Source organism: Paenibacillus sp. P32E, from assembly GCF_001909085.1.
GTDB classification, from domain to species: Bacteria; Bacillota; Bacilli; order Paenibacillales; family Paenibacillaceae; genus Paenibacillus_AQ; species Paenibacillus_AQ helianthi.
Genome location: NZ_LVYY01000013.1, coordinates 1 through 15,561, shown reverse-complemented (window position 1 = coordinate 15,561; position 15,561 = coordinate 1). Strand labels below are relative to the sequence as shown.

Genomic DNA, 15,561 nt, shown 5'->3' with positions numbered 1-15,561 from the left:
GACCGAAAACGATGTGGAATTTGTGCCACTAAATCTGCTGAAAACCGTCCTGACGCGGCGTTAGTGGGATTTTGTACACTTATTTTATACGGAATGACCAGTTTTGGAGCAAATCGGCCTGAATAGGTTTACTTTTTCCCACTTGCGGTCGTTTGGAAGATGGCTGGCTGGGATTAGGTTTACTTTTTCCACTTGGGTTCGCCTTATAGCCCATGCAACTTAAGATTAGCTGACAACCTTGGTCCCCTGGCGGCATAAAAAATGTATTTTACACTAAAACGGCTGCGCTGTCCTTATAGGACGGCGCAGCCGTTGCCGGTTGTATGCTATGAATGGTTGAATTGTTGAATGGCTGCGGTTAAGCGGCTGCCGCCTAGAGTTCTTCCACTTCACGCAGCCATAGAGCGGCAGAAGCATCGCTTGGCATGCGCCAGTCGCCGCGCGGTGAGAGGCTGACCGTTCCCACCTTCGGTCCGTCCGGGAGGCAGGAGCGCTTGAACTGCTGGGTGAAAAAGCGGGTGATGAATACCCGGAGCCAGCTCAACAGCTGCTCCTTGGGATAGGTATCGCCAAAAGCATGCTGGGCTAGATAGAACATTTTGGCGGGAGAAGCGCCGGTCCGCAGCATGTAATACAGGAAGAAATCATGCACTACATAAGGCCCGAGAATATTCTCCGTGAGCTGGACAATCTCTCCTGTAGCGGATGGCGGCAGAAGCTCAGGGCTGATTCCCGTGTCGATGATGTCGTAGAGCAGCTTGTTCACGGTTTCGTCCGCCTCGTGATCCGCATACCAGGCGACGACATATTGAATGAGCGTCTTCGGAATGCCTGAATTAACGCCGTACATGGACATATGATCTCCGTTATAGGTGCACCATCCGAGGGCAAGCTCTGACAAATCCCCAGTGCCGATCACAATGCCGCCGTTCTTGTTGGCCAGATCCATCAGGATCTGGGTGCGTTCCCGGGCCTGAACATTCTCATAGGTCAGGTCGTGAACATCCTTGTCATGGCCGATATCCTCGAAGTGCTGCAGGCAGGCGTCTTTGATGTCCACTACTTTGAGCGAAGCTCCGAGCGCCTTAATAAGGCCGACTGCATTATCATAGGTGCGGTTCGTCGTGCCGAAGCCTGGCATCGTAACAGCCAGTACATCGCTGGCCGGACGGCCGAGCAGCTCCATTGCCCGAACGGCGACGAGCAGCGCCAGCGTGGAGTCCAGGCCACCGGAGATGCCGATCACCGCCTGCTTGGTGCCGATGTGGCGGATGCGCTTCATCAGGCCGGAGGTCTGGATCGAGAGAATCTCCCGGCAGCGGTCGTCCCGCTGCTGCGGATTGCCGGGCACAAACGGATTCACGGCGATGCTGCGGACCAGCTTTCGTCCTGCATGATGGACGCCCGGAGCGGTATAGAACACCTCGCGGTAATTGCGTCCGCCCTTGCCGGCCCGGAAGGTTCCCATCACCGTACGGGAATACTGGATTCTCGGCACGTCGATATCGGCAATGATGATCCGGCTCTCATGGGTAAAGCGCTCGGATTCAGCGAGCATCTGCCCGTTCTCGGCGATCAGCGAGTGGCCGCCGAATACGACATCCGTAGTCGATTCGCCGGTATTGCAGCCGGCGTAGACGTAGCCTGCGACGCAGGAGGCGGACTGGCTGGTGACCAGCTGGCGACGGTAGTCGGCTTTGCCTACCAGCTCATTGCTGGCTGAAGGGTTGAACAGCAGCGTGGCTCCGGCCTGGGCGAGCAGGCTGCTCGGAGGAACCGGAACCCAGAGATCCTCGCAGATTTCCACGCCGAAGGATAGCCCGCCGCTGCTTTCACAGGTGAAGATCAGGTCATTGCCGATGGGGACAACCGCTGTACCAACCCGCAGTTCGGATATCTCGAGTTCCTCAGCCCCGGCAAACCAGCGGGGCTCATAGAATTCACTGTAACCTGGGATGCAGGTCTTCACGACAAGACCCAGAATTTGGCCTTGCTGCAGCACGGCAGCACAGTTGAACAATCTGCTCTTTATAGCAATAGGCAGACCGGCAATGACGATCAGATTGCGCCCCTCAGTAGCTGCGGTGATCTTCTGCAGTGCTGTAAGCGCAGCCTGCTGGAGCATCGGCTGCAGGAATAAATCCGCACAGGTATAGCCGGTAATAGACAGCTCCGGCAGCACCAGATATTCGACCTGATTCTCATCCGCCTGCCGGATGACATCTATAATTTGCGCTGCATTAAACTCGCAGTCGGCAACCCGCAATTCAGGGGAAGCGGCAGCGACTCTTGCGAATCCGAAATTCTGCATTTGTTTCACCTATCCTTTGTATGAATGACACGTACTAATAATTAATTGTACCCATGATGAGGTATGCATAACAAGTAGGAATGGCCGAATGGGACGTAGGATTGGTATTTTTCGCTATGGACAAAGGAGAATCCTTTGCGGAATGGGCCGGAGAAGTCACAGCATTTTATTGCAAATGAGAACGATTATCATCTATAATCACGGTATGAAAGAATGGGAGTTGATAGAGGGCCATGAATCTGAAGGACCACATTTTACTGTGGAATCACTCGTTCATAGAAATTATAGATATCCGCCGCAGTTCCTTCAGCGGCAGCGCTGCGGATGTGAGGTACAAGCTGCCGGCCAGCGCTTTTCTATATGTCATCCGCGGCAGTGGCAAGGTGCTTGTAGACGATTATATCTATGAATTCCAGAGCGCAACAATCATTCATGGCGGCAAGGGTATGGTGATAGAGATATTGCGGATAGCGGAGGCGTTGGAGTACTACTTAGTTCTATATAAATCTGTCCCAATACTTCCTGATCGCAAAAATCTGCTTCCACTTTTGGAGCGCAGCAATCCCTTTAATCACCAGTACACCTTCGTTCCAGGCAATCCACTGACATTATTCGATAAGCTGAACACCATGCATAAGGAGTGGCAGAAGGGCGGAGCGCTTGAGCACTTACAGGTCAAAGCCCTGTTCTATCAATGGGCACACGAGCTGCTCTGGCAGCTGCATGCCCAGAACCTTGAGCCGCTGAGACCAGATCCGCTCGATCTGGCCATCCGGTATATGCAGAATCACTATAGTGAGCCCATCACACTGGAAAAGCTGGCTGAATCCTTAGGCAGCAGCCGCAGAACGTTGTCCAGACTGTACAGAATCCTCCTTCAGACCAGTCCAGCACAATACTTAATTCGCATCCGCATGGAAAAAGCGCTGGATTTGCTGTTGAACACAGAAGCCAGCCTGCATGATATTGCAATCGCTGTGGGGTATCCGGACGGATACTATTTTGGGCGGATGTTCAAGAAATTTTATGGAGCCTCACCTGTAAAATACAAAAATTCACTCCAGAATACGGAGCGTTGGCCGGAAATGTCATCCGTAGTTGCCAGATATGACATTGCCGATGATGTTTTCCTTCGTTATATTGATTATGATAATCATTATCAATATAATTCAGAAGGAGCATTATCCATGTTCAGAAATACGAAACCCTCTCTTTTACTAACCCTGTTGGTATGCTTCGCCCTAGTATTAAGTGCCTGTTCTTCAGGAACAGGAAGTTCATCCGCTTCCGGCACCCATGCTCCGGTTACTTCTCCATCCGCTTCAGCAGGCGCTGCCGCCGCCATGGAAAGTCCTGTTGCCGATGCTGAGACCCGCACGATTTCCACTGTAAAAGGAGATATTGAGGTCCCGGCGAATCCGCAGCGTGTAGTCGTGCTCTATCTGCTGGGCGATGTGCTGGCACTGGGCGTGAAACCCATAGGCGTATCCGACGTGTACGAAGGAGCCGCATTCGAGGCGGAGCTGAAGGATGTGCAGAAGCTGGGAAGCTGGTTCGAAGCGAGCCCTGAAGTCATTCTCTCGCTGAATCCTGATCTGATTATCGTTCCATCGGAGGATACTTATGAAGCGCTTCATGACATTGCTCCAACCGTGGTGGTACCTTTTGAGACGATGACCGCTGAAGAACGGGTCTCCTTTATTGGACAAGTGCTTGGTAAAGAGGAAGAGGGCAAGAAGCTGTTCGAAGGGTTCCACGCCAACGTAGAGGAAAGCAAGCAAAAGCTTCAGGAAGCCGGCATTCTTGACCATACCATATCGATTATGGAAGGCGGCAATGACCGCAGCATGGCCGTGGTCACACGCAAACAGTTCGGCCGCGGCTCGCAGGTGATCTATGAATACCTGGGAATGAAGGCGCCGGAAATGGTTCAGCAAAAGATCGATTCCGCCACCGGTGGAGACGGCGAACCCGTGTCCTTTGAAGTGCTCGCGAAATACAGCGGGGACTATATCTTCCGGTCTTCCTATAAAGGGATGGCAGATCTGACCCAGGATCCGATCTGGAACAGCATTCCTGCGGTCAAGGAAGGCCGGCTGATGGAGATTGATTTTGGACTTTCCTACTACAGTGATATTTATTCGCTCAACGCCCAGCTCGATTATATTGTGGAGAGCTTGCTTGCAGCCCCGAGAGTGAAATAATGAACCGGGCTAATATTTAAGGAAGGGGAACGCATAAGCCGTTAAAGGCTGATGCTGTTCCTTTTTGCTGCATTCCGATTGTCTGCCGGTGTTGGATGAATACCCGTTCAGTCCTTTTCCATAATGAGGGTATACAATGAATATAACACGTGTTATACTCTTGCCGAGGTGCTGATATGGGCAAAAAAAGAGTGACCAGCTACGACGTTGCGAAGCTGGCCGGAGTATCCCGCAGCGTAGTCTCTGCGGTACTGAATGATACGCCGGGCATCGGCGTCAGCGCGGAGACCCGCGAGAATGTGCTGGCGGCAATCCGCGAATTGAATTACCATGTGGACGCCCAGGCGCGGAGTATGAAGACGGGCCGCAGCATGAGTCTGGCTGCGTTCGGCGACACACGGCATCCGCTGTTCATGCGGCTGCTGGAGGGCATGCAGCAGGAATGTGAGACGCATGGCTATCACATTCTGCTCTGCTCGCCGGGCCACCGGCCGGACGGCGAAGCGAGAGATGAGCTGGTGGATCTCTACCGCCAGCGGAAGATTGATGGCATCGTGACGCTGGATGATACCAGCTACCACGATGAGGAATGGGCCGCCAAGGTCAGCGAGGCGGGCGTTCCGTATGTTTCCGTGGAAGGCTATGCTGAGGCGGAAGGAGTATGCTCTGTACTGGCCGATTACAAGGGCAGTGTGGAACTGGCTCTGGAGTATTTACTTCGGCCGGGAACCCCGCAGCTGCTGGCTCCGGTGTATGCTGAGGTGTATCATAACGGCGTCCGCAGCTGGGCGGAGCGGACCCGCAGGGAAGCCTATACAAGCTGGTGTGGCGAACGGGGCATGAGCCCTTTTTGGTTCCGGCTTCCCGAGCTGAAAGGGCGGGTGGATTGGGAGGAATGGCTCCTGAAGCTGTCGGAGATCGGGAAGCCAATGCCGCCGCTGCTGGTGAATTGGTCCAGCGGAATTCCTGATTTGTACCGGGCAGCAAGTAAGCTGGGTCTGCACATCGGTGAAGAGCTGCGGGTGATGGCGGCAGACAACACAATCCAGGGCCACCGTCTGAGCCTGCCGGCCTTAAGCTGTGTGGAAATCCCCTACGTAGGCATGGGGCAAGAAGCGGTCCGCCGTGTGCTCAAGCTGATTGAAGCCGGAGCTGCCCCAGAGAAGGCCGGAAAGATATGGCTGCCAGCGGTGTTAAGGGCAGGCGAAAGCGCGTAAACGGTTAGCTGTCCTTTGACAAGGGCGGCGCAGCCGTTTCCATTAAATATAACACGTGTTATAAGAGGAGGATGGGCAAATGTTTTGGACTGAGGAGAAGCTGGCTGCCCGGCTACGGGAGCTGGAAGGATATCGTTACCGTGAGATTGCCAAGCTGAATGATTGGCTGGCGGTGGAGGATAAGGATGGGGCGAATGGGATGTACCCTCCGCAGCTCGAAGGAGACAGCAAGCTTCAGCACGGGGATTACTGGACCGGACGGGATGTGTACATCTGGCTCCAGCGGACCGTGGAAGTGCCTGTCGGGTGGAAGGGGAAACGTGTGGTCGGAATTTTTGACTTCGGCCGGACCGGAGGGGGCAATAATAGCGGCTTCGAGTCGCTGCTATATATTGATGGCAAGCCTTTTCAGGGCGTGGATTCTAACCACCAGGAGGTCTTTCTGGAGAAGAATGCCGCAGGGCAGACGCTGGACTTCACTTTCCGCTTATGGTCGGGACTGGAAGGCGGAGGACGTCCGGTTCCCCAGGAGCACCGGATCGTGCGCGCAGAGTTGGCTTGGCTGGATGAGGCAGCTGATAATTTGTATTATACCGGCCGCGCGGCCCTCTCCACATACAAGCAGCTTGCGGATAATCAGCCGGAGAAGCAGGAGCTGCTGATGGTGCTTAACCGGGCATTCCACAAGCTGGATTGGTCCAAACCGGGCAGCGCAGACTTTTACATTTCCGTCCAGGAGGCGGAGTCACTTCTTCTGGAGCAGCTGGCACTGATTGAGCATAAGCATCCTGTAACCGTAACCGCAATCGGCCACACCCATATCGATGTGGCGTGGTTGTGGCGGCTGACCCATACCCGGGAAAAGGCGGCACGTTCCTTCTCCACCGTACTCCGGCTGATGAAAGAGTACCCGGAATATATATTTTTGCAGACCCAGCCTCAGCTATATGCCTACATCAAGGAGGATTACCCGGAGATCTATGCAGAAATCCGCAAGCGGGTTGAAGAAGGGCGCTGGGAAGCCGGTGGCGCAATGTGGCTGGAGGCGGATTGCAACCTGACCAGCGGGGAGTCACTGGTGCGTCAGATTCTGTACGGGACGAAGTTTTTCCGGGAGGAGTTTGGTGTGGACTGCAAATATTTGTGGCTGCCGGATGTCTTTGGCTATAGCTGGGCGCTGCCGCAGATTTTGCGGAAATCGGGAATTGATACATTTATGACCACCAAAATCAGCTGGAGCCAATATAACCGGATGCCCCATGATACGTTTCACTGGAGAGGCATTGACGGCAGTGAAGTGCTCACTCATTTCATTACCACACCTGAAGGGCCAAACTCCGGCGCCTGGTATTACACTTATAACGGGCTGATTGAACCTTTTTCCGTTCAGGGGATCTGGGATCAGTACCGGGACAAGAATCTCAACCGCGAATTGCTACTCTCTTATGGATACGGCGATGGGGGCGGGGGGGTTAACCGGGAAATGCTTGAAATGCGCCGTCGGCTTGATAAAATGCCGGGGATTCCCGCAGTCCAGACGGGCCGGGCAGATGAGTATTTTGAGCGCCTGAATGAAACGGTCCGCAGTACCGACCAGTATGTTCATACCTGGGACGGGGAGCTGTACCTGGAATATCACCGGGGAACGTATACGAGCCAGGCCTACAACAAACGGATGAACCGGAAGCTGGAGCTGCTGTACCGCGAAGCGGAGTGGCTGCAGGTGCTGCTTGCTACCGAAAAGGGTGGCTTCGGCAGCTATCCTGCGAAGCCGCTGCTGGAAGGCTGGCATACCATCCTTCGCAATCAGTTCCACGATATTATTCCCGGCTCCTCCATCCATGAGGTGTACGAGGACTCCCGGCTGGAATATGCAGAAGCGGAGCGGATTGGCCGCGCGGCGGCTGATGCTGCGGCAGAAGGGCTGACCGGGTTATCCGATTCACGGCAGGCAGTGCAGTACACGGTATTTAATGGAGCCTTCTTCGAGCGGACTGAGCTGGCAGCTATTCCTTATGAAGCAGCGGCAGGGGATTTGGAGTGGAGCACTGCGGACGGCCAAAAGCTAACTTCCCAGCGTGCAGGGGATGAATGGCTGGTGGAGGTTCCGTCCGTTCCGATGCTGGGCAGTACGGTTATCACTTCCCGGTCCGTAGCAGACCCCGCTCAACTGCCGTATGCAACAGATTCTGCTGATACTGCTGATACTGTTGGAGGAAAGATTGGCGCTCCGGAAGGCCAAGCCTTAATGCCAGACCGTCCGGTTCCGTTCGAATGGGAGGATTTGCGGCTTACAACGCCGTTTTATGTGTTGGAGTGGAACGAAGCCGGGCAGCTGAGCCGGATCTATGACCGGCGGGAACAGCGGGAGGTGCTGGCTCCAGGTGAGAACGGCAATGTGCTTCAGGTCTTTGAGGATAAGCCGAAGATGTTCGATGCCTGGGATATTGACCTGTTTTATCAGGAGAAAATGCGCGTAATCACCGACCTCCGCTCCGTTGAACGGATAGAATGCGGCTTGATTGCCGCGGTGCTGGAATTTACCTGGAAATATATGGACTCCACCATCATCCAGAGGGTTAAAGTGTACAGCAGAAGCGCACGGATAGATTTCGAGACCTGGGTGGACTGGCATGAGCAGCATCAGCTGCTGAAGACTGCTTTTCCGGTTGCGGTGCGGGCTACGGAAGCCACCTACGATATTCAGTTCGGCAACGTAAAGCGGCCTACACACTGGAATACAAGCTGGGATTATGCACGTTTTGAAAGTGTGGGCCATCAGTGGGCTGATTTGTCGGAGCGGGGTTATGGAGTCAGCTTGCTGAACGACTGCAAATACGGCTACGACATCAAGGATCATGTGATGCGGCTGTCGCTGATTAAGTCGGCAACCGAGCCCGACTGGCAGGCGGATCAGGGGGAGCACCGCTTCACGTATGCTCTGCTGCCGCATAAGGGGGACTGGGCAGCGGCAACCACAGTGCAGGAGGCCTGGTCACTGAACAATCCGCTGCATGTGGTTAAGGGCGGTTACTCTAACGGGGCTGGCAAATCGCTGATCAAGACAGACAGTTCTGGCATAGCCGTCGATGCCGTCAAAATGGCGGAGAATGGCGACGGCTTCATCGTCCGCTTGCATGAGTATACAGGCACTCGCAGCACCGTAACACTTAGCAGCGATTATCCGCTTCATTCCTGGCAGGAATGCGACTTGATGGAGCGGCCGCTCGGCGAAGCTAACATTGGGCAGGCGGTTACCCATGAAATGAAGCCTTATGAGATCAGTACTTTTATCGTCAGATTCTCCGGTTAGACTTCATCATACAGCTTCCGCAGAAAATCTGCGCTCTCCTGCACATACTCTTCGGGCGTACTCTCCAGAATGCCTTGAATATGCGGCCGCTTATATTTCATGTAATGGAGCAGTGGAGCAAAGTTCAGCAGGCCTTGGCCTACAGGAACAATCACGACCTGACCGTCTCTGATGGTGTAATCCTTCAGGTGTATGACGGCAATACGATCGCCTAGCAGCTCCAGCGCTTCCGCAATCACGGCATCCTGCTGCCGGTAATTGTCTACGGTCATCAGATTGGCGCAATCGAGAATGATCTGCAGATTATTGGAGGGAACCTGCATGAGCAGACGCAGCGCTAGCTGTGCGGTATGGAGCGGGTGATTGATCCCTGCTTCAATGCCTACCGTTACACCGAAGCGTTCGGCTTCTGCCACCATTGCCTGCACGGAAATGACTGCCTGCTGGAAAGCTTCCTCCGTAAAATTAGCGGTTGTGTATCCTTTGCCCACACTGCCTGTTTCCGTACCTACCAGGCTGGCACCGAAATCCCGGGCCAAACGGAGGTGGGTACTAAATGCATCCAGGGCCAATGTTCTTTGGGCGGGGTCAGAATCAACGATATTCACATAGCAGCCGAGCACAGCAATACGGATACCGGCCTGCCGGAAGGCATCACCGAAATGGGCAGCGGTACCGGGACTTAAACTGGATATCGCGGGGACACTCTCCGGAAAAGACTTATGTACAGCGAACTGAATGTGTGTGAAATGGTACCGGCAGAGCTTGGCGGTTAGCTCCGCCAGAGGGTTCTGGCCAAAATCATGGGCGCGTATCCCCAGGTGAAGCGGTGCAGTCATGATAGTCCCTCCTGTTTATTAATAAATAGAATCTATATTGAAGCACATAAGCCGCAAGCGGGTCTGCTTGCGGCTTATGGCCTATGGTTCCATGCGATCAGATCCATCCATTTCCCGGTCAGCGGCAAGACTTACGGCTTGGAGACGACCTCTGCTGCTCTAAGCCCTGACCGCCGCAAATATACACTCAAGGCAGTCAGCTCTGCAGACTGCCGGATCGCCCCGGCGACCAGGTCAGCCACGCGGGCAGCGCCTTCCTTGGAGAAGTGCGTATCATCCGTGATGCCCACCGGATAGTTGGGATGATCGTTCGCGGGCAGATGCATGAACAGCTGCCGCGAGCCTTCTTCTCCCAGCGCGCGATATAGCTGCTGGGATGAAGCAAAAATATCGAGCAGCGGCGTACCGGTCTGTGCTGCGACCTCGCGTACCGCTTCCGGGTACGGCCCGATAGCGAGCGGGTCAGGCTCGCCGCCTGAAGTAAACCGGCGGCGGCTGACCGAAGTCAGCAGAACAGGATATCCGCCGTAGTTGCGGGCGAAATCAATGAACGTGAGCAGATTTCGGCGGTACTCTGTAGCGGGATCGGTATAACGGGCAGGGTCCTCTACCTTCTGGTCATTGTGTCCGAACTGGATCAGCAGGTAGTCGCCTGACCGGAAATCCTTGGCGATATCCTCAAGCCGGCCTTCTGCCAGATAAGAGCGGGTACTGCGCCCGTTAACCGCCCGGTTGTCTACGGTAATCTCAGGGCCAAAATGCTCCTGAAAGAATTCACCCCAGCCTGTCATTGGCTTCTCGCCCCCGCCTTTCTGAGCGGCGGTAGAGTCACCGGCAATGTACAGTGTAGGCATAATCGGCTTCCTTTCCCGGTTCAAGAGTGTACAGCGCTGCGGGCTTCGAAGCCGAAGTATCCTGCGGCATTACTGTAGGATATTCCTTCCACCAGCTGTCCCAGCAGTGTCTGATCGTCCGGTGCTTCACCGCGCTCTGCCAGTTCACCCAGCAGCTCGCAGAGTACGCGGCGGAAATACTCGTGGCGCGTGTAGGATAGAAAGCTGCGGGAGTCGGTCAGCATGCCGACGAAATTACCCAAGAGGCTGTTATCAGCCAGTAAGGTCAATTGGCGGCGCATGCCGTCGCGGGTATCGTTGTACCACCAGCCGGAGCCAAGCTGAAGCTTGCCTGCGGTATCCTTTTGATAGCAGCCCATCAGAGCCAGCAGGGCAGGATAGTCTCCCGGGTTCAGCGAATAGAGGATGGTCTTCGGCAATCCCTTGCCGCATTCGGCCCGGTCCAGCAACTGCGAGAGTGCCTCAGCCAAAGACAGATCGTTAATACCATCGTAACCCGTATCCGGCCCAAGGCGCTGGAACATCGGCGTATTATTATTGCGGAAGGCGTGCAGGTGCAGCTGCATGGTCCAATTGTGATCATGATACATTCCGATCAGCGCCGACAGCAGCTCTGTCCGATAGACAGTGATCTCTTCCGGTGTCAACATCGTACCTTCCAGCCTTTTGGCAAAAATCCGATCCACCTGTGAGGCATCACCAGCCGCCTGATAACGCAGCACGTCGAGTGCATGGTCAGACAGCCGACAGCCGTTCGCGTGGAAAAATTCCACACGGCTCCGCAAGACTTCGACCAACGATTCATAATTGGCTACAGGTACTCCTGCTGCTTTCTCCAGCCGGGCCAGCCAAGCCGGGAATCCTTCGGCGTCGATATTCAGCGCTTTGTCGGGACGGAAAGTCGGGAAGACCTGAAAGTCATGCTCCGACTCCTTAAGCAGCCGGTGATATTCCAGCGAATCTGCCGGGTCATCTGTGGTGCAGATGATTTTGACATTCGAATTCCGGATCAGGCTTCGCCGGGTATAGGCCGGTTCAGCCAGCTTGCGGTTCACTTCCTCCCAGATGGCATGAGCGGAAGTTTCGTTCAACAGTTCATGAATTCCGAAGAATCGGCGCAATTCCAGGTGGGTCCAGCTGTATAGCGGGTTGCCAATTGCCTTTGGAAGCGTACGGGCCCAAGCCAGGAATTTGTCATAATCGGAAGCATCACCGGTAATATGGGATTCAGGAACCCCGTTGGCCCGCATAAGCCGCCATTTGTAATGATCTCCGGCCAGCCAGGCTTCCGTCAGGTTATGGAATGCCTTGTCTTCATAGATTTCCTTCGGGTCGAGATGGCAGTGATAATCGATAATCGGCATGGTTTTGGCATGATCATGGAAAAGCTTGCGCGCCGTTTCGCTGGTCAGCAGAAAATCGTCATTTAAAAACATCGTGATTCTCCCTTTACTTGGATTAGATAAGGATTAGAGCGTAACTCCGGTTTTGAAAATCGCCAGCTCGCGCACTTCATTCTGCTCGTTGCGCGTTTTTTGTCCGCTCGCTACATCGATGATGTAGGCGATGAATTCCTCCAGCACATCGGCCATCGGGCGTTCCAGCAGCGGTCCGGCATTGAAGTCCATCCAGTGGCCTTTTTTGGCAAAAAGATCATTGTTAGTCGCCACCTTGACCGTTGGCACAAAGCTGCCGAACGGTGTTCCCCGGCCAGTTGTAAAGAGCACGAGCTGGCAGTCCGATGCGGCAAGGGCGGAGGCCGCCACCAGATCATTGCCCGGGGCCTGCAGGAGACTTAAGCCTTTGCGGCGCAGCTTCACGCCATAATCCAGCACATCCACAACGGGCCAGCTGCCAGCTTTCTGGGTGCAGCCTAGTGATTTGTCTTCCAGCGTACTGATCCCGCCAGCCTTGTTGCCGGGAGAGGGATTCTCATAGACCGGTTCCCCATAGGAGAGAAAATACTGCTTGAAATTATTTATCAGAGAGACGATGTCTTCATAGACCTCACGGCTCTCCGCACGTGCCATCAGCATTTTCTCGGCACCGAACATTTCAGGGACCTCTGTCAGCACAGAGGTTCCGCCCTGGGAGATAATGAAATCCGAAAAGGCACCCAGCAGCGGATTGGCGGTAATGCCGGAGAATCCGTCGGAGCCGCCGCATTTCAGTCCGACGTTCAGCTCGCTGAGCGGAACCGGCTCGCGGGCATCATTTCTCGCTGCCTCGTATAGCTCTTCGAGCAGAGTGAGGCCTGCCTCTACCTCGTTGCCTACCTCTTGGGCAACGAGGAATTTGACCCGGCTCTCGTCATAGTCACCCAGCATACTGCGGAACTCGGAGACGATATTATTCTCGCACCCGAGACCGAAGACCAGCACGCCGCCGGCGTTCGGATGATTCACGGCATCCAGCAGAATGCTCCGGGTCATGCGGTGGTCATCGCCAAGCTGCGAGCAGCCGTAAGGATGCTTGAGTACGGTAAAGTTATCGAAGCCGCCCAGATCCGGGTGTTCTGCCTTGAATTCCTGCAGCATCTGCTCGGCAATGCCGTTCACACAGCCGACCGTGGGAATGATGAACAGATCGTTGCGGATACCCACCTTGCCGCTTGCGCGGCGGTAGCCCTGAAAGGTCAAATCACGTTGCGGATAAATGACCGGATGAAGCTCGGGAAGATATTCATATTCTTCTTCTCCTGCCAGATTGGTCTTGATGTTATGCGTATGGATCCAGTCACCTGCCCGGATCGCTTCGACCGCATGCCCGATGGGGTATCCGTATTTAGTAATAACGTCGTTCACGGCAAAGTCGGTTAATGCGATTTTGTGGCCCTGCGGGATATCCTGGGCAGCCTCCAGAGTGAGTCCTTCCAAAGAGATCTCTTCACCAGAAGCAATCGGGCGCAGCGCAACAGCTACCGTATCGCGGGGATTCATTTTCATTAATTGTTTCATGCTGTCCCTCCTTATGGGCAATGATGATTAGGCTTCCGAACCTACCAATTGCTGCAGCGCCGCACGGGTGTCGGAGCTTTGAAGCTGGCGCAACTGGGTGTTAACCGCTTCCGTAAGACCCGGCACCTTGGTCAGATCTTGACCCCACAGGCTATCTTCCTTCAGGATCGCTGCAGCGAATGTGGAGGGATTGCTCCACGCCTGATCGAAGACCGCCAGCACTTCAGCACTGTCCTGACGCTTCACGCGGTCTCCACGGTAACTGAGCAGCAGTGCGGCGAAGGCTAGCGTAATCAGCGGCGGTAGCTGGCCGCGTTCCTGCTGATACCGGAGCAGCACAGGGAGGAGGCGGGTTTTGAATTTGGAGATGCTGTTCAGGGAAATCGAGGCCAGCTCATGGCGGATGAACGGGTTTTTGAACCGCTCAAGCACAGCGTCTGCGTAGGAGAGCAGCTCCTCCTCGGGAAGATCCAGCATCGGAATGAGCTCTTCATCCAAAAGCTCGCGCACATAGCGGTAGAACGTTTCATCATTCATCACGTCCTCCACGGTTTCGAGCCCGGCCATCATGGCAAGGGGAACCATGGCCGTATGCGGGCCGTTCAACAGATGAACCTTCCGCTCACGGTAGTGGGTCATGTCATCTGTAACGACTACGTTCAGCCCGGCCTTGGCCAGGGGCAGCCGTTCAGACAGCCAGGACGGGCCTTCAATGACCCAGAACAGAAACGGCTCTGCGGTTACCATCAGCTTGTCGAGGTAGCCCAGCTCGCATTCCAGTTCAGCGGCCTTGTCACGCGGATATCCCGGAACGATCCGGTCAACCAGACTGCAGCAGAAGGTGTTCTCATCACTGAGCCACTGCAGGAAGGCTTCACCCAGATTCCACTCATTAGCGTACTGCCGCACAATTTCCTCCAGCTTCTCGCCATTGCGGTCAATCAGCTCGCAGGGGATGATCACGAAGCCTTTTTTGCCCAGCTCAAACCGTCTGTGCAGTAGGGCGGTCAGCTTAGCAGGGAAGCTTGCAGGCGGCGCATCCTCCAGCTTGTCTCCGGGGTGATAGGCGATGCCTGCCTCTGTCGTATTGGAGGTGATGAACTCCAGTTCGTCATTCTCGGCCAGAGCCAGATAAGTCTCATAATCGCTGTAGGGATTGATCACCCGGCTAACGCTGGTGATGATCTCACGTGAATTGACAGGCTGCTGCTGCATGATGCCGTTCAACAGCACCGTGTAAAGATGATCCTGCTCGGCCATCAGTCCGCCGAGTCCCTGGCCGATAGGCACAACAACGGCCGCGCTTCCGTTAAACAGGCCTTGCCGGTTCATCTGCTGCAGCTGCCAGTCAACAAAAGCACGCATGAAATTCCCTTCCCCAAATTGGATCATCCGTTCCGGATATTGCGGCAGGCCGGGCTGAGTGGTTCTGGATAAACGCTGTGTCATAAGTGTTCAATAATCTCCTTTATAAGGTATTGTAATAGTGCACACGTGAACATTTTATCTAAAAAAAGAGAGGCTCTTTTTTTAACCGGATGGAGCTGGCAATGAGTACTCTTCTTATCCCTATAGCTCTTAACAGCGCTTGGGAAGTCAGATTACGCTGATCCGCAAGTATAAGTGGAAATAGTAGAACTATTTCGCAGGGAAATACTCGATTACAGAGATTAGTGGGAATATGTACACCTAAATCGCCCAAAATCTTCATAAATGAGCAGATACCACCGAAGTAAGTTTACTTTTTCCAACTATTACATCTCGGACCCTCTGACATAGCTGATTTAGTTCTACTTTTTCCACTTCATATAGAGTAACTTATACTTTCAGAGTGGGGTGAGTGGGGTGAGTGGGGTGAGTGGGGTG

At 54.4% G+C, this 15,561-nt stretch carries 9 protein-coding genes; 3 read left to right on the top strand and 6 right to left on the bottom strand.

From position 1 onward, the window contains the following. Window positions 1–373: 373 nt before the first annotated feature. A complete protein-coding gene (locus A3848_RS13280) occupies window positions 374–2,311 on the bottom strand; it encodes an NAD(+) synthase (RefSeq protein ID WP_074085423.1) in 1,938 nt (645 codons plus the stop codon). A gap of 233 nt (window positions 2,312–2,544) precedes the next feature. Here A3848_RS13280 and A3848_RS13275 point away from each other — a divergent pair, with 233 nt between their 5' ends. The 3 genes from A3848_RS13275 (at window position 2,545) to A3848_RS13265 (ending at window position 9,045) form a co-directional block, all read left to right on the top strand. Beyond that, window positions 2,545–4,515, top strand: coding sequence for an AraC family transcriptional regulator (locus A3848_RS13275; protein WP_074085422.1), 1,971 nt, complete (start codon window positions 2,545–2,547; stop codon window positions 4,513–4,515). Window positions 4,516–4,691: 176 nt separating this feature from the next. Beyond that, window positions 4,692–5,732: a LacI family DNA-binding transcriptional regulator gene (locus tag A3848_RS13270; RefSeq protein WP_074085421.1), complete on the top strand. Its 1,041-nt coding sequence runs from the start codon at window positions 4,692–4,694 to the stop codon at window positions 5,730–5,732. 79 nt (window positions 5,733–5,811) lie between these two features. Next, window positions 5,812–9,045, top strand: coding sequence for an alpha-mannosidase (locus tag A3848_RS13265; protein ID WP_074085420.1), 3,234 nt, complete (start codon window positions 5,812–5,814; stop codon window positions 9,043–9,045). On the opposite strand, the gene A3848_RS13260 is transcribed toward A3848_RS13265, so the two are convergent. From A3848_RS13260 to A3848_RS13240, 5 genes are all read right to left on the bottom strand, one after another. Beyond that, window positions 9,042–9,884, bottom strand: coding sequence for a sugar phosphate isomerase/epimerase family protein (locus tag A3848_RS13260; RefSeq protein ID WP_074085419.1), 843 nt, complete (start codon window positions 9,882–9,884; stop codon window positions 9,042–9,044). The two genes, A3848_RS13265 and A3848_RS13260, sit on opposite strands and share 4 nt — an antisense overlap. A gap of 131 nt (window positions 9,885–10,015) precedes the next feature. Next, window positions 10,016–10,738 carry a rhamnogalacturonan acetylesterase gene (locus A3848_RS13255; RefSeq protein ID WP_074085418.1) on the bottom strand — a complete coding sequence of 241 codons (723 nt, stop codon included), beginning with the start codon at window positions 10,736–10,738 and terminating at the stop codon, window positions 10,016–10,018. A 20-nt stretch (window positions 10,739–10,758) separates the two neighbouring features. Beyond that, the gene (gene uxaC, locus A3848_RS13250) at window positions 10,759–12,174 is read right to left on the bottom strand and encodes a glucuronate isomerase (protein ID WP_074085417.1); all 1,416 of its coding nucleotides are present in this window, start codon (window positions 12,172–12,174) and stop codon (window positions 10,759–10,761) included. A gap of 33 nt (window positions 12,175–12,207) precedes the next feature. After that, window positions 12,208–13,695, bottom strand: coding sequence for a UxaA family hydrolase (locus A3848_RS13245; protein WP_074085416.1), 1,488 nt, complete (start codon window positions 13,693–13,695; stop codon window positions 12,208–12,210). A gap of 27 nt (window positions 13,696–13,722) precedes the next feature. Continuing rightward, complete coding sequence (locus A3848_RS13240) at window positions 13,723–15,144, bottom strand: tagaturonate reductase (protein WP_074085415.1); 1,422 nt, start codon at window positions 15,142–15,144, stop codon at window positions 13,723–13,725. Window positions 15,145–15,561: the final 417 nt, after the last annotated feature.

What these genes read in the sequence shown, in the direction of transcription:
- uxaC (WP_074085417.1), bottom strand. Translation starts at nt 12,174, where the DNA reads ATGTTTTTAAATGACGATTTTCTGCTGACCAGCGAAACGGCGCGCAAG.
- A3848_RS13265 (WP_074085420.1), top strand. Translation starts at nt 5,812, where the DNA reads ATGTTTTGGACTGAGGAGAAGCTGGCTGCCCGGCTACGGGAGCTGGAA.
- A3848_RS13280 (WP_074085423.1), bottom strand. Translation starts at nt 2,311, where the DNA reads ATGCAGAATTTCGGATTCGCAAGAGTCGCTGCCGCTTCCCCTGAATTG.
- A3848_RS13260 (WP_074085419.1), bottom strand. Translation starts at nt 9,884, where the DNA reads ATGACTGCACCGCTTCACCTGGGGATACGCGCCCATGATTTTGGCCAG.
- A3848_RS13255 (WP_074085418.1), bottom strand. Translation starts at nt 10,738, where the DNA reads ATGCCTACACTGTACATTGCCGGTGACTCTACCGCCGCTCAGAAAGGC.
- A3848_RS13245 (WP_074085416.1), bottom strand. Translation starts at nt 13,695, where the DNA reads ATGAAACAATTAATGAAAATGAATCCCCGCGATACGGTAGCTGTTGCG.
- A3848_RS13270 (WP_074085421.1), top strand. Translation starts at nt 4,692, where the DNA reads ATGGGCAAAAAAAGAGTGACCAGCTACGACGTTGCGAAGCTGGCCGGA.
- A3848_RS13275 (WP_074085422.1), top strand. Translation starts at nt 2,545, where the DNA reads ATGAATCTGAAGGACCACATTTTACTGTGGAATCACTCGTTCATAGAA.
- A3848_RS13240 (WP_074085415.1), bottom strand. Translation starts at nt 15,144, where the DNA reads ATGACACAGCGTTTATCCAGAACCACTCAGCCCGGCCTGCCGCAATAT.